The 17,556-nt window shown below is 58.0% G+C and carries 15 protein-coding genes; 4 read left to right on the top strand and 11 right to left on the bottom strand.

Annotated features, from left to right (window positions below):
• Positions 1-28 precede the first annotated feature (28 nt).
• The 3 genes from flgK to AC2FF8_RS12820 are packed head-to-tail and all read left to right on the top strand — an operon-like array spanning position 29 to position 3,581.
• Positions 29-1,480 carry a flagellar hook-associated protein FlgK gene (gene flgK / locus AC2FF8_RS12830; protein WP_170345703.1) on the top strand — a complete coding sequence of 484 codons (1,452 nt, stop codon included), beginning with the start codon at positions 29-31 and terminating at the stop codon, positions 1,478-1,480.
• Between the two features lie 2 nt (positions 1,481-1,482).
• On the top strand, positions 1,483-2,490 hold the full coding sequence (locus AC2FF8_RS12825) for a flagellin (protein ID WP_170345704.1): 1,008 nt from the start codon (positions 1,483-1,485) through the stop codon (positions 2,488-2,490).
• Positions 2,487-3,581 carry a flagellar basal body P-ring protein FlgI gene (locus tag AC2FF8_RS12820; protein ID WP_170345705.1) on the top strand — a complete coding sequence of 365 codons (1,095 nt, stop codon included), beginning with the start codon at positions 2,487-2,489 and terminating at the stop codon, positions 3,579-3,581. The genes AC2FF8_RS12825 and AC2FF8_RS12820 overlap by 4 nt, the downstream gene beginning before the upstream one ends.
• 54 nt (positions 3,582-3,635) lie before the next feature.
• Here the strand turns inward: AC2FF8_RS12820 and AC2FF8_RS12815 are convergent, their stop codons facing one another.
• The 7 genes from AC2FF8_RS12815 to AC2FF8_RS12785 form a co-directional block, all read right to left on the bottom strand.
• Positions 3,636-4,280: a DUF1523 family protein gene (locus AC2FF8_RS12815; RefSeq protein WP_170345706.1), complete on the bottom strand. Its 645-nt coding sequence runs from the start codon at positions 4,278-4,280 to the stop codon at positions 3,636-3,638.
• A 10-nt stretch (positions 4,281-4,290) separates the two neighbouring features.
• Positions 4,291-4,557: a hypothetical protein gene (locus AC2FF8_RS12810; RefSeq protein ID WP_170345707.1), complete on the bottom strand. Its 267-nt coding sequence runs from the start codon at positions 4,555-4,557 to the stop codon at positions 4,291-4,293.
• A gap of 1 nt (position 4,558) precedes the next feature.
• Positions 4,559-5,896, bottom strand: a complete 1,338-nt coding sequence (locus tag AC2FF8_RS12805) for a DUF6638 family protein (protein WP_496879875.1) — start codon at positions 5,894-5,896, stop codon at positions 4,559-4,561.
• Complete coding sequence (locus AC2FF8_RS12800; RefSeq protein WP_496879874.1) at positions 5,893-6,495, bottom strand: hypothetical protein; 603 nt, start codon at positions 6,493-6,495, stop codon at positions 5,893-5,895. Before AC2FF8_RS12800 ends, AC2FF8_RS12805 begins: the two co-directional genes overlap by 4 nt.
• A 38-nt stretch (positions 6,496-6,533) precedes the next feature.
• On the bottom strand, positions 6,534-8,465 hold the full coding sequence (locus AC2FF8_RS12795) for an AAA family ATPase (protein WP_496879873.1): 1,932 nt from the start codon (positions 8,463-8,465) through the stop codon (positions 6,534-6,536).
• Positions 8,466-8,522: 57 nt separating this feature from the next.
• Entirely contained in the window at positions 8,523-9,647 is a 1,125-nt protein-coding gene (locus tag AC2FF8_RS12790; RefSeq protein WP_496879872.1) for a hypothetical protein, read from the bottom strand.
• Positions 9,648-9,964: 317 nt separating this feature from the next.
• On the bottom strand, positions 9,965-11,044 hold the full coding sequence (locus tag AC2FF8_RS12785) for a hypothetical protein (RefSeq protein WP_496879871.1): 1,080 nt from the start codon (positions 11,042-11,044) through the stop codon (positions 9,965-9,967).
• Between the two features lie 284 nt (positions 11,045-11,328).
• Here AC2FF8_RS12785 and AC2FF8_RS12780 point away from each other — a divergent pair, with 284 nt between their 5' ends.
• Positions 11,329-12,804: an NAD-dependent succinate-semialdehyde dehydrogenase gene (locus tag AC2FF8_RS12780; RefSeq protein ID WP_257599804.1), complete on the top strand. Its 1,476-nt coding sequence runs from the start codon at positions 11,329-11,331 to the stop codon at positions 12,802-12,804.
• A 111-nt stretch (positions 12,805-12,915) separates the two neighbouring features.
• Here the strand turns inward: AC2FF8_RS12780 and AC2FF8_RS12775 are convergent, their stop codons facing one another.
• From AC2FF8_RS12775 to AC2FF8_RS12760, 4 genes are all read right to left on the bottom strand, one after another.
• Positions 12,916-15,141: a tetratricopeptide repeat protein gene (locus tag AC2FF8_RS12775; protein ID WP_496879870.1), complete on the bottom strand. Its 2,226-nt coding sequence runs from the start codon at positions 15,139-15,141 to the stop codon at positions 12,916-12,918.
• A gap of 144 nt (positions 15,142-15,285) precedes the next feature.
• A complete protein-coding gene (locus AC2FF8_RS12770) occupies positions 15,286-15,753 on the bottom strand; it encodes an Hsp20 family protein (RefSeq protein ID WP_170345716.1) in 468 nt (155 codons plus the stop codon).
• 123 nt (positions 15,754-15,876) lie between these two features.
• The gene (locus AC2FF8_RS12765; protein WP_425079389.1) at positions 15,877-16,692 is read right to left on the bottom strand and encodes a trypsin-like serine peptidase; all 816 of its coding nucleotides are present in this window, start codon (positions 16,690-16,692) and stop codon (positions 15,877-15,879) included.
• Entirely contained in the window at positions 16,689-17,480 is a 792-nt protein-coding gene (locus tag AC2FF8_RS12760) for a trypsin-like serine peptidase (protein WP_170345718.1), read from the bottom strand. Before AC2FF8_RS12760 ends, AC2FF8_RS12765 begins: the two co-directional genes overlap by 4 nt.
• Positions 17,481-17,556 lie beyond the last annotated feature (76 nt).

The raw sequence follows: 17,556 nt of genomic DNA, 5'->3' as shown, positions 1-17,556 counted from the left end.
GCTCTGACCCAAAGAAAGGAGCGGCCTCATGAACATGTCGACAGCACTCAATAACGCACTGGGCGGGCTGACTACGGCCAGTCGCGGGGCCGCTGTGGTGTCCGGAAACATCGCGAATGCGCTGACCCCCGGCTATGCGCGCCGGTCCCTCGAGCTTGCAACAAGCCCTATATCCGGAAATGGCGTACGCACCGTAGGCGTGATCCGGCATCAGGATCCGGTTTTGACCGCCAACAGACGTTCGTCTGATGCTGAACTCGCCTTGCGGTCGGACGTTTCAGATTTTCACGCTCGGTTCGAACAGCTGGTGGGGTCTCTTGATGACGGCCCTTCGCTGTCGACTCGTCTGTCCTCGTTGGAAAACGCCTTCATCACGGCGGCCAGTCTGCCTGACTCGATCGAACGGCTGGATCAGGTTGCGCGCTCGGCCCGCGATCTGACCAACGAGCTGAACGCAGCATCAGAAGGCGTACGCCAGGCACGCTCGGATGCTGATCGAAAAATTGGCGCTCAGATCGAAACCCTGAATCAGACTCTGAAAGATATCGAAGACCTGAACGCCAAGATTCCTGCCATTCAAAACTCTGGCGGTGACATCGGTGCCCTGCTGGACCAGCGGCATGTCCTGATCGACCAAGTCAATACCCTGATCCCGGTCAATGTCGTGCCCCGCGCCAATGATCAGGTATCCCTGTACTCGGAGGGCGGGCTGATCCTGTTGGAAGGCACGGCCTCGGAGTTCACTTTTTCCACGACCGGTGAAACAAAGCCTCACATGACCGTGGCAAATGGTCTGTTGTCCGGTCTGGAGATGAACGGCAACCCGGTGCGGACAAGCGGAGGTAACGCTCAAATCCGCGGCGGGGCACTGATGGCGCAGTTCACCATTCGCGACGATTTGGCAGTCGAGGCACAGGTTCAACTCGACACGGTTGCAAGGGACCTGATCGAACGATTTGAAACGCCCGGTTTGGATTCGACGGCTCTTGCGACAGATCCCGGTCTGTTCACCGACGACGGCAACCGATTCAATCCTGCATCTGTTGTCGGACTTGCATCACGGATCTCACTCAATTCGACGGTCGACCCTGACAATGGCGGGGACAGTTGGAAACTGCGCGCGGGTCTGGGTGCCGCAACACCGGGTGACCCCGGGCAGGCGGCTCAACTGCGCGCGTTCGGGAACATATTGAACGACGCACGCCCGGTACCCGGCGGGCTGTTCGGCACGGGAAACATGCGCGCTGCCGAGTTGACCGAGGCCCTGTTGTCGAAAGCGGGCGCACACGCCCATGCCGCGGATCAACGCAAGACTTTTGCAAACAGCTTCCAGCAGCAAATGGCGCAGATCGAGGCCGCGCAGGGCGTGGATACCGATCAGGAACTGCAACGGCTCATGCAGGTCGAACAGACCTATGCCGCGAACGCCCGTGTCATCTCGGTTGTTGACGAGCTTATGGAAACTCTTCTGAGGTTGTGACCATGAACATCACTTCTATCGGCGATTTGGCGCGAGGAATGACCTTGCGAACCCGCGCAACAGATATCAAAACCCAGATCGAAACCCTCTCTTACGAGATGTCCACCGGGCGGGTACAGGACGTCTCGGGTCGGCTTGGCGGGGATTATTCGCAAATTCTGGATCTCGACCGCAGCCTCGCCAGACTCGACGCCTTTGGCATCGCAACGTCCGAAGCCGCCCTGTTCACCGACACCATGCAACTGAGCCTGAAAACCTTCGGAGATTCGGTCGGAGACATGACCGCGTCTTTGCTGGCCTACGGAACCGCCAATCAGCCCGTCAATCATGAACAAGCGTCCCAACAGGCGAAAAACGAGCTGGACACGATGATCTCGGCACTGAACACACGCGTGGGAGGGCGCAGCCTGTTTTCCGGCACCGCCACCGATGTGTCGCCTCTGCAATCTTCGAACGATCTTTTGACGGCGCTGAAGTCGCAATTGACGGGGCTTGCGACGGTCGCTGATATCAGGCTGGCGGCAGAAAACTGGTTCAATGACCCGGCCGGTTTCGACGCCGTGATTTATCAGGGGTCAAGCAGCACACTGTCTCCGATGCAGATTTCGGAAAACGAAAGCGTCACGCTGCCGATCACGGCAACGGATCCGGCGTTCAAGGCCGCACTCAGAGATGTCGCCGTTGCGGCGCTGGCCACCGACAGCGCATTGGCACTTTCGCCCGATCAGCGCACCGCTTTGTTCACGCAGTTAGGGGTCGATCTGGCAAACGCACAGGATGCCACCGTAAAACTCCGGGCAAAAGTCGGGGCGGCCGAAGCCCGCATCGAAGAGGCTGCAACACGCAATTCCTCGGCCCGGACCAGCCTGGAATTCAGCCGGAATGAACTGATCGCGGCCGATCCTTATGAGACGGCAGCAAAACTGCAAACGGTGCAATTTCAATTGGAAAGCCTGTATTCCGTTACCGTTCGCAATGCGAACCTTTCACTGGTGAACTTTCTGAGATGAGGGCGCTGATACTTCTCCTGCTTCTTCTTCCCGGCATGGCTTGGGCAGGGACAATCCGTCTCAAGGACCTCGTGGATTTTGACGGTGTACGGGGCAACGATCTGGTGGGTTATGGCCTGGTGGTCGGCTTGAACGGAACCGGTGATGGGTTACGCAACGCGCCCTTCACCGAAGAAATCATGTCCAACATCCTCGAACGTCTTGGCGTCAACGTCACCGGTGAGGATTTCCGGCCCAAAAACGTGGCAGCGGTATTGGTCACGGCCAGCCTTCCGCCTTTTGCACGGGTGGGTGGTCAAATCGATGTAACGGTTTCAGCCATAGGCGATTCCAGCAGCCTCTTGGGGGGCACTCTGATCATGACCCCGCTGAACGCGGCCGACGGCCAAATCTATGCGGTCGCTCAGGGCACAATCCTTGCGGGCGGCGTTTCGGCTGAAGGAGAGGCAGCTTCAGTCGTGCGCGGGGTGCCAACTTCGGGCGTGATCCCATCCGGCGCGAGGGTCGAGCGTGAAATTGACTTCGACTTGTCAACTCTCACTCAGATGCGCCTCGCACTCAGAGAGCCAGACTTCACCACAGCCGCGCGCATCGAAACCGCGATAAACACCGAGTTCAACAGAGCCGTGGCGATTATGCGGGATTCCGGCACGGTTGAGCTCAACGTCGCGGCGACTCAGGCGGTTTCGACAGCCCATGCCATTGGGCGCATTGAAAACATTCTGGTTGAACCGGAATCGAAAGCGCGCGTTGTTGTCGATCAGCGCTCTGGCACCATTGTCATGGGGCAAGAGGTCCGAATTTCGCGTGTTGCGGTGTCTCAAGGCAACCTGACTCTGACGGTTCAGGAAGCACCGATTGCAGTGCAGCCCAACCCGTTCGCCAGAGGTGAAACAGTGGTCGTGCCACGGACAATCGCAGGGATCGAAGAAGAAGAGGGAACCGGCCTCGCCGAAATCCCCGAGGCCACCACGTTGTCCGAGGTTGTCGCAGGCCTGAACGCGCTTGGGGTCTCGCCTCAGGACATGATCGACATTCTGAAAACGATCAAGGCAGCAGGCGCGCTGCATGCGGAATTCATCGTCAGGTGAAGGGCACAGCCAGCCGGATGGGCGTGCTGCTGCCACGCCCGCCTCAGCTGCGGTCTATTTCGATTTCCAGCTGTCCAGCCAGCGGCGAAACCTGTTGCGCCGCTCTTCAATGGCATCACCGGCCGCATACAGGCCGTCTTCAACGTTTTCGATCATCGGATCGATCCGGGATTGCCGGAACCTGCGCCAACGCACCCATACCGCCCAAACGAACGCCGCAAAGATCGTCAGGAAGATGATATTGAACCATGGAATGATCCGCACATCCGGACCATCCACATGCTTGATGAAAATGGCGTTGGGAAAGATCGACATGAATTCATTGCGCCACCCGTAATGGGTCACGACCACCCATTTCGGGTTCTCCTTGGTCGATTTCGCATCATTGGCCTCGGTATACAGGTTCGCCGTGTCGAACTTGAAATACGGCGGCCATCCCCAGCCGGTATCCTCATTTCGGTACACGATGGGTTTTCCATTGGCCCGCACCGCCTGAATGAACTGCACATCCCGGTTGGACAGGCTGGTGGATTGATCTTCCGGCTCTGACCAGAAGATCCGGGTCCAGTCGTTCAGATCCTGCCGTTCTTCATAGGTGTTGACGATGCGCACAATGTCATGCTGGGGCAGAGAATATTGCAGGATCACGGCAATCGTGCCCCAGAAAATGATAATGAACGCCCATTTCACATAGGCCATGCCTAAACCCTCACATGTAATTCACGATGTAGATCAGCGCGCCAATCGCCACCCACGGCACGATATAGACACCCAGGATCAGTTTACGCCGAAACGAGTTGTCATACACATGCAATCCGCGTTCGACAAAGGCTTCTTTGTTGCCCGTCTTGCCCTTTTCGTCCCACCAGTTTTCCAGTTTACGCCGGCGAATGCCGCGCGAGTAGAAAGACAGCCCGACATAGGCAATCGTCTGGATCACCAGCAAGATCAGCAAAAGGCGCAATAATCCAAACATTTCAACCTTTCCTCACCGAACCCCACGGACCAACCCGAGCAATTATGTCATCGCTGACGCGATCGTCGCCGCTCATATCCGGCTCATGTCCGAACAGGGCGGCGCGGGCGCCTTGCTTGTCCACCTGATATTCGCGCGCAAGGAAGTCGGCCACATAGGCCTTCTTGCTCTCGGGCCAGCCCGAATATGTTCGGTAGAACAATTCTTTGTGGCAGATGAACATCTGGCGCGGATCCAGCGGGGCCAATTCGGACAGCAGCATGTTGACCAGATCGCGGTTCGGCGTATCGGCGGCGCGAAGCGTGTAGAAATAGGCCGGGTGGTCCGAGGTGATGCGCGGCCACGGCCCGCCGTCACTTGCCCAGCGCAGCAGTTGCGCAAGCCCGTGATAGGCCTGCGGCAGGCGATCCGCGTGGTTCCGGGCCAACCGCCGCATGTCGCTGCGATCCAACCCGGTGAGGTTGACATCGGCATCCGCCGCCGCGTCGACGGTCAGGAAATCCATCTTTTGTTGCAGGATCGCGGCCGCATCCACGCCGCGCGCCTTGACAATCGGTTCACCCAGATCGTTGTAATCCAGAAACTTGGCAATCTGGTTCCGCTGTGACGGGTCAAACGTGTACTTGATCGGCAGGTCGTCAGGCTTTTCACCCATGCAAATCGCTGCCGGGTGATCAACATCGGGAAAAAGATAAAGCCCACCGAAATGTGCCGTCCAGAAGTTTCGCTGCTCAAAATCCGTATGACGCAGGCGCACCGGGTTTCGGGTGACGTCACCGGTTTCCCTGGCGGTTTCGATCATCTTGGCGATCAGCACATCATCGAACCAGGCGTCCTCTTTGGTTTTGAACCGTTCGACCATGCCCGCCAGTTGCTGCGCCTTGCGCAGGGTGCCGCCAACCGTGTCGGCCTCGATCTCGATCTTGCGCAGGTTCAGCAGGTCACGCGGCGTGGTAAGTCTGAAGACCGAGTTCACCAGCTCTCCGGCCACCGCATCGGTGGCGGTCAGGGCGAACAGCTGCGCCTCGTTCATCTCGATGAAGTCTCGCAGAATATCGCGTGAGGTCGAGAATTTGACGTTCAGCAAAGGCGCGCGTTTCTGCTCGGTCGTCAGCAGGATGAACTGCCGGTTGACCCCGTTGGGGTTGAGGTAGAGCTCATCCTCCAGCTCAATCCCCACCTCTGGCGAATAGCCCGAGATATCGACATGGAAATCCGACAACGCCGTGGTCTTGCCCGCCAGATGCTGCAACGCACGGTTATACCGCTCGACCAGAGCCGGGCTGGAGATGTGGACGAGGTTGCCGAACATCAGGCCTTTTTCGATGAGCCGGATCATAACTGCGACACGTCAAGTTTAGTTTTCAGGAACATTTCCATATTTGATACTACTGAGCGAAGATCACTCTGAAAGAGATCTGCAGTCCTAGTGGGTTCAATAACTATGCCATCATATTCTTCAAAAGCAGCCGCCGCTATCTCATGATCCTCAGCATTGTTGGAAGGATCATCTAGGCGCAAATACCATTCCAACCCCATAAGTAGCTTTGTATGCAATTCGAATAGCTTGCTGGATTCCTCTTCTGACGGCCAACCCCAGATCGCTCTTGCCTCTAAAGAAATAGCTTCGAACTCGACTTTAATTTTTCTGGCGACATCGGTTTTTTGAACGATGTGTTCGGCGAGCTCTTGGAAATGGCCATCTTCATCCAACGACACGCCACTTTTCTCTCGCAGAACGTCCGGTATCTCGATTTGAGGAACTAGAGTCGGGCTGAGCGTTCTAAATCTCAACTCGTTAATTGCGGATTGGTATCCAATTAAAGACACCAAGAAGCGCCGTGCTAATTCGTTGTCACGTTCCCAGCGTTTTTGTGCTTTCCAAGACCTCAAACCTGCGAAACCAATGCCCGCACCAAGCAAGCTGGCAATGGTCAACGCGGCGTTTCTTATTAGATCACTCCATTCTAAAGGCGTCACCCCTTCCCCTCCAGATACCGCCGCTTGGCCTCTTCCATCCGGCCCATCTCACGCACCGCGTTCTCAATCGCCACCTCGTCGCTCTTGTCGGCATAGCGGAATTCGCTGTCGGCGTAGCGGTTGATTTCCTGGATCACCATTTCCACCGTGATCGGCTGGCGCAGGTCCTCTATCATCGCCTTCTTGGTGTCGTAGTCGCGGAACAGGAACAGGTCGGGGTTTTCCATCCATTCGTCGGGCAGTTCGAAATCCATCGCGCGGACCTTGACCGCGTCGGTGATGTTCTTGATCGCGCGGCCGGTAAAGCGCTCATCCGCCTGCTGGATCGCCTTGAGGTAGGTGCCCATCTTGGCAATCGTATCCATCTGGCCGATATCGCCGGAAACCCGGTCATAGACCTGCAACAGCGCGTCCTCATGCGGGCGGGAGTGGCTTTCGAAACTGGCGGCGACAGCCTTTTTGATTTCCTGCGCGGCATAGGCCTCGTGCTCACCCAGCGGGATGTCATGGTTGCGGCCCATCAGCAGGTGTAGGATGTCGATGTAATCCTCGCGCGTCTGTGGCCCGTCCACCAGAAACCGCGCACCCGCCCGTTGACGCAGGGCGTCGTCCACATTCTCGGGGTAGTTCGAGAACATGCCAAAGGTGCAGTTGCCGCGCACGACGGTGTTGGCGCCCGCAAAGCTCTCCATCAGCACGGCGGTGATTTCCAACTGCCCGGCTGACGATTGCCGGTCGCCGCGTTTACCCGCCAGCTGGTCGATATCGTCGATGGTGCCGAACCCGATAACCGAAGGGTCGATGATCGTGTTGATAAACGCCTTGGCATTCTGGCCCGATTTGCCCTGATAGCTGTCGATATTGTCGGTGCTCAGGTTCTGATAGCGGAACGGATAGCCCGCGTTCTGGCAATAGTCGTTGATCAGCCCCGCCATCATCTGGATCAGGGTGGTCTTGCCGGTACCCGGTTTGCCGTCGCCCATGAAGGTAAAGATGAACCCACCAAGCTCGGCAAACGGGTTCAGGCGGCGGTCGAAATCATAGGCCATCACCATCTTGGCCAGCTTCATCGCCTGATATTTGGCGATATGGTTGCCGACCACCTCGTTCGGCTTCTTGAACGTCATGGTCAGGGTGGTGGATTTGGCTTTTGAGGCCGGCTCAAACCCCCGGATCGTCAGATCGTCTGCCTCGATATGCCAGGCGGCGTTCTGGAACGGGGCCAGATGGCCTGCCGACCCTGCACGCAGGGCGGCTTTCTCCATCAGTTGTTCGGCATAGGCGCTGGTGGCCGCGATCAGACGGGCGTCGTCGGGGGCGTGTTTGGCCAGCACCTGATCCAGCTCCCACAGCGCGCCATGCAGGGCAAGCTGGCCATTGTCGGTCAGAACCTCTTCGATCTCACCGAGATCAACCGTGATTTCGCCAAGATGCGAGGACATCAGATAGGCAAGCGCGTTGCCGAACGTATGTAGCGTGATCAAAGCCTCAGCGGTCAGCAATTCCGAGAATTCGGTCTTGCGGGCGGCGGGCAGATCCCCGGCCAGATTCGCCCGCTTCAGATCGGCCAACGGGGTTTGTTCGGCAAAAGCTTCAGCCACGGCCAGCGCGATGGCAATGGCCCGACGAATGGCCTGCTGCGTTGTGGCCTGAGGTGGCGAGACCAATGCATCGCCATCATCCGACGCCTCGATCCGTTCGACCAGATGTACCCCATCCGCGCGCACCGTACGCCGCGTCACCAACCCCGGGGTCGTCGACCGAAACCGCCGTGCCGTTGACACACCCGGAGAGCGTTCGACGGCGGCCTCAAGGGGTTTGGCAATCCGCGGTGCATGCTCGAACCCGTTCAGCAAGGCGGTTGCTGCGGGATAATGCTTGCGAATGTCGTCTTCGCGCAATTCCATCTGATCTGACGTCAAACTCATCTCAAAAACCGCCCTTGCTTCATCTTTTCAAAAATACTCCCGCCGGAGGCGAAAAATTCAATATCTCAACACCTGCCCGGTCTTGCTGACGACGAACTTGCGCACATCGGCAAAACCCGGCGGGTTGCGCTCGGCCAGTACCTGAAACGGACGCTGGGGCAGGATGATCGAGCGCTGAGTGCGCGTGGCCCCGGTCTCGGCCCCCTGCCCGCCGAACGGGTCCAGCGCAAAAATCTCGCGCTCGACGGTCGAGAACCACCCGGAGCGCTCTTCGATCACCTCTTCGCTTTCCAGTTCTTCGGTGGTCCAGGCCAGTGCCCAATCCTGACCTTGCGGAGATTGCGCGTCCTCCAGCACCTGCCGCAGGGGGCCGGATTGCTCGGTATAGGCCGAGGAATACATCGGACCCACATGGATGCGGCGCAGGTGTTTGGGATGCAGGTCGTCGAAATCCTGATCGAAGCCTTTGGCAATCGTCACCAGTTTCAACCCACCCAGCGCTTGCGCCATCAGATGCGCCTGAACCTCGGGCCAGCGGCGCTGATCCTTGGGCAGGGCCGTTTTGCCGCTGTCCTCAAGCTGCATCAGATAGATGACGGGCAGGTTGATCTGGCTGTCATAGACCGCCCAGTGGATCAGGAATTTGCGTCGGTCCCCCTCATTTCCGATCCAGTGGCACTCGGGATCATTACGGGCCCAGAACAGCTGACCTTTCAGCAATTCCTCATAATAGAGCCTTTGGGACAGCGCAAATTGCAGCTTGGTGGGAATTTCCTGATCGCCGATGATCGTTCGCACCATGTCGGTTTTCAGGTCGTCTTCCGAGGGCATGTTTGCCAGATGCACCTGCGCCTGCTGTGCGTCATTGGCCATGGTCAGCAGCTCGGCCGCCACCGGAAACCCGCTGTCACGTTTGTCCATGGCGAGGCTGCCAAAGAACCGCCCCGTATCGCGCCCGACCAGCAGATACTTCATGGAGAGCGCGCGGAAGGTGTAGAGCAGCCCCGAGAGGTAGCGCGACACGATCCGCACCTCTTGTTTCGAAATCGCGCCCTCCGCCTCCATTGTCGCGGCCACGCGCAGGAGGTGGACGGTGATCACCTCGAATTTACGGAAATAGCGGCGCGAGGCGAAGGTGTCGGTCAGGCCGACATGGTCTTGGGTGGGGTCAGAGTTAATCATCGAACTATGTCCAAGTCCTTCCCGTTTTTATCGACGTGAAACCACCATCTGAAGAAGGGTGCTGAGCGTCCACTCAGAACCGCATTCGGGTTAAGTCCGGAAAATCGAAGAAAACGATGACCTCTTGCACTATCCCAACTAAGCCAGCACGCCATTCTGGCAAACCACGCCCAAAGTACTACTAACAGAAACATCTGAACTACTTGTGGATATGCGGGAACCTCATCAATGACATCCAATTGCGCTAGGACTTGTGGCACCTTAAGCGGCCCGTAGCCGACGACAAAAATTACGAGTTGCTGGTGAGCGAAACGCACTTAACCCCCGTACAAATTCTTATCATGTTTCTCGACAATCGAGGCAAACCGGCGGGCAAAGCGTTCGTCCGCCTTGGCCTTTTTCTCAAGCACGTCGCGGGCAAAGACCATGTGGTCCTCGTGCGCCTCAAGCATGTCGGCCATCTTCTGGTTGGTCGCGGTGCCGATGGCGGCCATCGCCGTCTGTGCCTCTTGGTCCGTCTGTACACCGATCTCGTTGATGCGGTGGGCCACGTCCTGCTGCTGCGCGGTTTTCAGCGATTTGGTCAGGGCGTCATACAGCACCACGCGCTGTTGCGTGTCTGTTTGCAGCTTGTTGATCAGAACCATCTGCGTCGCCGCCTGGTTTTGTAGGGAATCGACCCAGGTCTTGCCCTTTTCGATATAGCGTTCCAGCGTTTGGGACTTGGCCAATTTGACCTGTTCTTCCTGAACCTTGGCGTTGTATTGCTTGTTCAGCTCGGCCAGTTCGGTTTCCAGCTGGGTGCGCGCGGCGGCGTCCTGTTCGACGCTGATCTTGTTTTCCAGCGTGATGATCGTCGGATCCATGCCTTGAATTTCGGCGCGCAACGCCTCCAACTCGGCCACGGTCGCCTCACGGTCGTCCAGCGTGACGGTCAGGTTGTCCTCGACCTTCACGCGCTGTTCTTCCAGCACGGCCAACTGCCCTTGCAGCAGCTTCACGATCACGTCGGATTTGGCGATCAGGTCCTGAAGCTTGTCATCGATATTGGCGGAGCGCATCCGCTCCTGCCGCATCGACTCGGATTTACCTTTCGAGAAGATGCCGACAAACGACTCCCACCCGGTTTTCGAACGCATCTCGTCAAAATCTTTGGAAAAGGCGCTGGTGACGTCGTCCAGCCCCATGATCAGCTCGGCGATATTGGCATTCATCACCTCGGTATGGGCGTGCACATCTTCGAGCGTGGCGTTTTCGATGTCGATATCCGCCTCGGCGGTGCCGATCTTGGCGCGGGCCGCTTCAATGCGCGAAGTCAGCCCTTCGATCTGAGACTGGCTTTCACGCACTTTGGCTTGAGTCTCTTCTATCAACGCTTCGAATTGCTGGTTCGACATCTCTGCTGTCCTCTTTTTCTTTAATTACCCAATAAGATAGGGAATGTTACACCGATTTACATCCCCTGGGCCTCAAAATTCACCCAGACTTTGACAAACTCCTTTGCAAAAGGAAAGGCGAGACCGCCGAATGAAAGAAACAGATATCGAGTGACTTCATTAGATTAACTTGTTAAGTAAATTTTTGATCAAATCTGGATTGATTCCACATCCAGAGTGGCCATAGACAATTGAGACATCACCTGATTGGGTGCGCGCAACCCAATTCACGCCGGAGGCTTATCATGCTGGACGCAACGACCGATCTGAAGTCAATCCTGAAGAACCCCGAATTGCTTGTAACCAAAGCCTATATCGGCGGTCAGTGGGTAGACGGTGACAATGGCACGTTCAAAGTCACAAACCCCGCTCGGGGCGATGTGGTCGCCGAGGTGGCAGACGTCAGCCGTGCTCAGGTCGCCGGAGCAATCGCACAGGCTGAAGCCGCGCAGAAAGAATGGGCAAAGCTGACCGGCAAGGAACGTGCAGCCATCCTGCGGCGCTGGTTCGATCTGATGATGGAAAACGCCGAGGACCTGGGCAAGATCCTGACCGCTGAACAGGGCAAGCCCCTGGCAGAGGCCATCGGTGAGATCGGCTATGGCGCGTCTTTCATCGAGTTCTTCGGTGAAGAGGCCAAGCGTGTCTATGGCGAGACCATTCCCGGCCATCAGCGCGACAAGCGGATCATGGTGATGAAACAGCCAATCGGCGTTGCGGCCTCGATCACGCCCTGGAATTTTCCCAATGCCATGATCACCCGCAAGGCAGGCCCGGCTTTGGCCGCCGGCTGCGCCTTTGTGGCGCGTCCGGCCACCGAAACGCCCCTGTCGGCGCTGGTACTTGCGCTGCTGGCGGAACAGGCCGGCGTGCCTGCGGGTGTGTTCAACGTGGTGCCCTCATCCCGGGCCAGTGAGATCGGCAAGGAGTTCTGCGAAAACCCCGGCGTGCGAAAGCTGACCTTTACCGGCTCGACCGAAGTGGGGCGCATCCTGCTGCGGCAGGCGGCCGATCAGGTCATGAAGTGTTCGATGGAGCTGGGCGGCAACGCGCCGTTCATCGTGTTCGACGATGCCGATCTGGATGCCGCCGTCGAAGGCGCGATGCTGTGCAAATTCCGCAACAACGGTCAGACCTGCGTCTGCGCGAACAGAATTTATGTGCAGGCCGGTGTCTATGACGCGTTCGCGGCCAAACTGAAAGCGGCAGTGGAAGCGCTGAAAATCGGCGACGGTTTAACCGAAGGCACCACCACCGGCCCGCTGATCAATGCCGACGCGGTCGCCAAAGTCGAAGAACATATCAAGGACGTGACCGACAAGGGCGGCGCGGTTCTGACAGGCGGCCTGCCCCATGATCTGGGCGGCACGTTCTTCCAGCCAACCATCGTGACCGGCGTGACTCAGGACATGCTGGTGGCGCAGGACGAAACCTTCGGCCCGCTGGCCCCGCTGTTCAAGTTCGAAGACGAAGACGACGTGATCGCCATGGCCAATGACACGATTTTTGGTCTGGCCTCGTATTTCTATGCCAAGGACCTGAGCCGCGTCTACAAGGTGGCCGAGGCGCTGGAATACGGCATCGTCGGCGTGAACACCGGCATCATCTCGACCGAGCTGGGCCCGTTCGGCGGCGTCAAGCAATCCGGTCTGGGCCGCGAAGGCAGCCATCACGGCATGGAAGACTATCTGGAGATGAAATACGTCTGCATGTCGGTCTGATCCAATACGGTCTCTGTCCCATTGCGGCGGGCAGAGACCCCGCATCCGGAAACGCGATCGCGTCGTTGTAAAAACAAGTGTATAGCGGCGGCCCAGTCGACGGTGACACGGCTAGTCTGCGGATTTGTCGCGGATTTGTTCGATTGCGCGGGCCGCGAACTTTCCCTGCAACGAACCGTCCACCATCGCTTCCAGCGCGGGCAATGCAGACGACGCCGCGCCACCTATTTTCCCCAATGCAATTGCTGCCTCTTTCCGGACAAACACCGACGGGCTTTCAAGAAGCGCGATCAATTCCGGCACCGCTGGCTCTGCCTCGGGACCAAACAGGGCCAGTGATTGGGCTGCCGTCCTCTGATCTTTGGCATCCCCCCGTGACAGGTCCGCCCTTAGACTTGCTATGGTTTTTTCCGGAGGCAACGCCGCCAGACGCAGCCCGTCGTTCAGCCGGGCATTCAGATGCTGGTTCTCACCGACCCAGTGGATGATAAAAAGGAAATTCTGAACAGCGTCCTGTATGACACCGGCATGCTTGCCCTTTTGCCATCGGTCGATGATGGCCCTGCCCGCACGGCGATCACCATTCAGGGCCAGAACCGAGGCTGCAAATGGCATCAGCTCGGTTGCCTGAGGGTTTCTGTTCAACTCTTTCTCGATCACATCTGCTGCGCCCGTCAGGTCATTCAATGCGTACAGAGCCGCCGCTTCAAACAGCGCGTAGTGGCTGGGATAATTGGGATCCAGCCGGGTCGCGGCCTGCACAAAGGCCAATCCTTCCTCGGGCTCACCCGCTGCAATCAGCGCCCATCCCATCGTCAGATGCGCCTCGGGGTCGCTGGGTTGCAGCGCAATGGCTTTCGCTGCTTCTCGTCTGGCGTCTTCCGTCCCCCGGCCTACCCCTTCGGTACTGTTCCAATCCGGAAGACTGAGACTGACAATAGCCCGGATGACGTGCACCAGGGCGGTGTCCTGCTCTATCACATCCCGGTAATACTTGAAAAACAGGCCAATGTGCATTTGCGCGCCTGACCCTGCGAACCCATTCCAATGATGGAATATGTGCGGTCGCAAATGCGCCAGGGCAAGCGTCGCCCAAGCACGCCCATAATCCGGGTCCAGTTCTACGGCCTTTTCAAAATGGGGAATTGCCGCAAGGTTGTCCTGTTCGTTGAACTGCGAATACAACTCCCACCCGCGTTGGAAGGCTTCGCGTGCTGCAATGGTCTGGGTTTCCACGCTTTCGATGGCCTGCCGGCTTTGAGGGTCGAGTGGAAGATCCAGCTCCTGAGCAATTGCGAGAACAATGGTTTTCTGTACCTCAAAGATGTCATCAATCGCACCATCGAGTCTTTCGGCCCAGATCAATCGCCCGTTCAATGTGTCGGTCAGGCGAATATTGATCCGGAAATCTTCATCCGCACGTCGCACGCTGCCGTCAACGACGTAACGAACCCCGAGTTCTTCGGCGAAACGTGCGACGTCGATGCTTCTGTCGCGGTATGCGAAGGATGAGTTGCCCGCGATGACGAACAATCCGGATATGCTGGACAAGTCCGTGATCAAATCCTCAGAGATACCGTTGATCAGCATGTCCTTGGACGCGTCATCGGTGTAATTCGCAATCGGCAACACTGCGATAGAAGGTAGATCCGGCAAGGGGTAAACCATCTGCGCCTCTGAGGCACGCAATTGGCCAGCCTTCCACGGTTTCGTCAGAAAAAGCCCAACGGCCGCCAACATCACCAGCAGAGCCGCCAGTGGCAGCCAGCGGGATTTCCTCTTCGTGCGGCTTTTTCGCGGGGAAGGCAAAGTTTCCGCTTCCACGCGAAAGGCCTGAACCGGGTCTGCGATGTTCTTGACGTTCTGTGGCCCGATCGGGGCAAAACCATAGGGCACTTTGTTGCGCGCATAATCGACGATGGATTGTGAAACAATGATACCACCTGGATCTGCCAGTGCCTCGAGCCGCGCGGCAACGTTCACCCCGTCGCCAAGGATGTCACCCGCGTTCGAAACCACATCGCCGACATTCAGGCCGATCCGAAACGTGATGACGCTATCCTGATCGGTTCCCGCATTTCTCTTTGCAAGCTCGGCCTGAATTTCCACGGCGGCATGAACCGCATCGACGGCGCTGCGAAATTCGATCACAAAGCTGTCTCCAGCAGTGTTCGCGATACGTCCTGAATGCCGGGCGATCGCCGGCTCTATGACTTCGCTGCGGATCAGGCGAAGTCTTGCGATGGTACCTTCTTCGTCCAGACCAACCAATCTTGAGTAGCCGGCGATGTCGGCTGCCAGGATAGCTGCTAGTCGACGTTTTGGTCGGCTTTCCATAATACCCAAGACTATCAGGCGGATAATTTGCTGGGAACCAATTTTCGCGCACGCCCAAAACACAACGCCCCGCGTCTGGAGCAACGCGGGGCGTGTGATGCGGCAGCCCGGGAGGAGTGGACTGCCGCGGGATAGTCAGAAGCCTCAGTTCACGGCTTTGGCGTCCACCACATCCTTTTCGATGGCTTTGGCCGAGGTGATCTCGATCCGGCGCGGTTTCAGGGCCTCTGGAACCTCGCGCTTCAGTTCGATGTTCAGCATACCGTTTTCGTGGCTCGCACCGGTGACGCGGACATGATCCGCCAGGGCAAACCGACGCTCGAACGCGCGGGTGGCGATGCCACGGTGCAGATAGGTGCGCTCTTTGTCTTCAGCGGCTTTCTTGCCTGACACGACAAGTGAATTCTCTTTCACTTCTACGGTCAGGTCGTTTTCCGAAAAACCGGCAACGGCCACCGAAATTCGGTAGGTGTCGACATCGGTTTTTTCGATGTTGTAAGGTGGATAGCTGGGCTGGGCGCCATCGTTGGTCAGAACGCGATCCATCATGTCGGCGATCTGGTCAAAGCCAATGGTGGCGCGGTGCAGCGGTGCAAAATCAAACGTACGCATGTGTCATATCCTCATTCTTGAGCGATTTGTGATCAGTGCCCTCGCATCGGACGGGCAATGCCAAACACCGGACCCCGTTCAGGCGGTCCGATACTGATCACATGGGTAGCGATTTCGCCGAGTTCAACCCCCGCCGGAACGGATGAATTTGGCACCGGATTCTGACTTGCCGGACCCGACCTGCAACCGTCGGATCGACGCCTTGGGCCGAGGTGCGTCGCGCCGCATGATGGCCTTGAGTTCTGCGACTATCCCGTCAAGCTCCATACCAAACCCCACCTTTCTGCGGCCGTTTGTCCCTACCGCCGAAACCACGGACAGGATCTGCCAGCGCGCACCGTTTTTCGCCAGAATTGCAGACCCGGAAGACCCGAACGTAATGTCGCAATCAAAGGTGATCAGCCCCTGCCTGCGGTCGATGATACGGCACGACCGTTCTCGGGTGATCGCCTCGGACCGGCCCCGCCCATACGAGGCAATGCTGATCTCGTTGCCCGGAACACGGCCGCTGTGCAGCGCAAAGGGGTCGGCGACCGAATACGGAATAGGCTCGTTCAGCCGCATCAGTGCGACGTCCAACTGGACACCTTCGTGCGAAAGCGGGTTCTGCGAACCATAGCCGGGATGAACCGCGATTTGCGTGACCTGACGTTCGGCCAAGGCGTTGCCGTTGCTGAGACCTGCACGAAACGTGATGTCTTCGGGCACGTAAGTCTTCCCGGTACGACGATCCACCGCACAATGGGCCGCGGTCAGTACCATGTCCTGCGCGATCAACGTGCCGGTGCAATACGAGGCGTCGCGGACATCCAGCCGTCCGACAGCCTCCCAACCCAAAAGATCCTCTCGGTCGGTCAGCATACGCTTGTTGGATTGCGCATGCGGTGCTGTCGCCAGGACGCTCAGGCCCAACAACAGGCTCCAGAAGACTCTCATCATGGTCGAATGAACCTTGCGCCTATGTTCTTGTTCGCTCCCGATCCGGACGAGGAAAGCCCAAATCCCCGCCCCGCAGAAAGTTCGTCGCGCAGCAATTGCAGCGAATGCTCAACCGCGGTTCCGATTGCAACACTCTGGCCGTCCATGCTGGCCTTGGCCGCTACCACCGATACGATCTGAGGGCGCGCACCCGCGAAAGAAAAAACCGGTGCCCCCGAAGACCCGAAATCAACATCGCAGGACATGACCAAAACCCCGGCCTGCCGGTTCATGACCGAGCAGACCTGTTGCAGAGACGGAGCTTCTGACCGGTCATGCGCATAAGACACGACGCCGACTTCAGCGCCACGTTTGGGCTGATCGCCCGACTCAAATGGAATGACGGCTGTATTGCGGATCGGCTGCCACAGCTCGATCAAGGCCACGTCCGCGCTTACCCGGTCGGCCGTTGAATCGACGCCATATTGGTAATCCGGATGGATCACAGCCTGGCGCGCGGTCCGATAGGCCAACGCACGTCCCAAACGCCACCCGGCCAGAAACTCGATATCCGCAGGGTTGATCCGTTGACCGGATCTCTTGTCGAACAGGCAATGCGCCGCAGTCAGTACAAGGGTCGGCGACACCAGCGTTCCGGTGCAAAACCCTGCCCCGGCGATATCCAACCGCCCGACAGCCATCCACTCGCGCCCGGAATCCGACGTATCCAGGCTTTCCAGCCCGGTGTCCTGCGCCGTGGCCGCCAATGGCAAGACACAGAGCACGATCGCCTTGATCCAGTTGCGCACGCGGTTCTCCGAGACTCACTTCGAAGCTTTTGTCCTACGTGCCGCGTTGGGCGAAAATAGGGCGGTCAGGCACCAA

The organism is Ruegeria sp. YTSA144 (assembly GCF_059610125.1).
Note: the sequence above shows the minus strand (reverse complement) of the source record. Positions and strands in the feature narration are given on the sequence as shown.

Bases quoted from the DNA above. Each gene is read 5' to 3' on its own strand.
- flgK (WP_170345703.1), top strand. From the start codon at position 29: ATGAACATGTCGACAGCACTCAATAACGCACTGGGCGGGCTGACTACG.
- AC2FF8_RS12825 (WP_170345704.1), top strand. From the start codon at position 1,483: ATGAACATCACTTCTATCGGCGATTTGGCGCGAGGAATGACCTTGCGA.
- AC2FF8_RS12820 (WP_170345705.1), top strand. From the start codon at position 2,487: ATGAGGGCGCTGATACTTCTCCTGCTTCTTCTTCCCGGCATGGCTTGG.
- AC2FF8_RS12815 (WP_170345706.1), bottom strand. From the start codon at position 4,280: ATGGCCTATGTGAAATGGGCGTTCATTATCATTTTCTGGGGCACGATT.
- AC2FF8_RS12810 (WP_170345707.1), bottom strand. From the start codon at position 4,557: ATGTTTGGATTATTGCGCCTTTTGCTGATCTTGCTGGTGATCCAGACG.
- AC2FF8_RS12805 (WP_496879875.1), bottom strand. From the start codon at position 5,896: ATGATCCGGCTCATCGAAAAAGGCCTGATGTTCGGCAACCTCGTCCAC.
- AC2FF8_RS12795 (WP_496879873.1), bottom strand. From the start codon at position 8,465: ATGAGTTTGACGTCAGATCAGATGGAATTGCGCGAAGACGACATTCGC.
- AC2FF8_RS12790 (WP_496879872.1), bottom strand. From the start codon at position 9,647: ATGATTAACTCTGACCCCACCCAAGACCATGTCGGCCTGACCGACACC.
- AC2FF8_RS12785 (WP_496879871.1), bottom strand. From the start codon at position 11,044: ATGTCGAACCAGCAATTCGAAGCGTTGATAGAAGAGACTCAAGCCAAA.
- AC2FF8_RS12780 (WP_257599804.1), top strand. From the start codon at position 11,329: ATGCTGGACGCAACGACCGATCTGAAGTCAATCCTGAAGAACCCCGAA.
- AC2FF8_RS12775 (WP_496879870.1), bottom strand. From the start codon at position 15,141: ATGGAAAGCCGACCAAAACGTCGACTAGCAGCTATCCTGGCAGCCGAC.
- AC2FF8_RS12770 (WP_170345716.1), bottom strand. From the start codon at position 15,753: ATGCGTACGTTTGATTTTGCACCGCTGCACCGCGCCACCATTGGCTTT.
- AC2FF8_RS12765 (WP_425079389.1), bottom strand. From the start codon at position 16,692: ATGATGAGAGTCTTCTGGAGCCTGTTGTTGGGCCTGAGCGTCCTGGCG.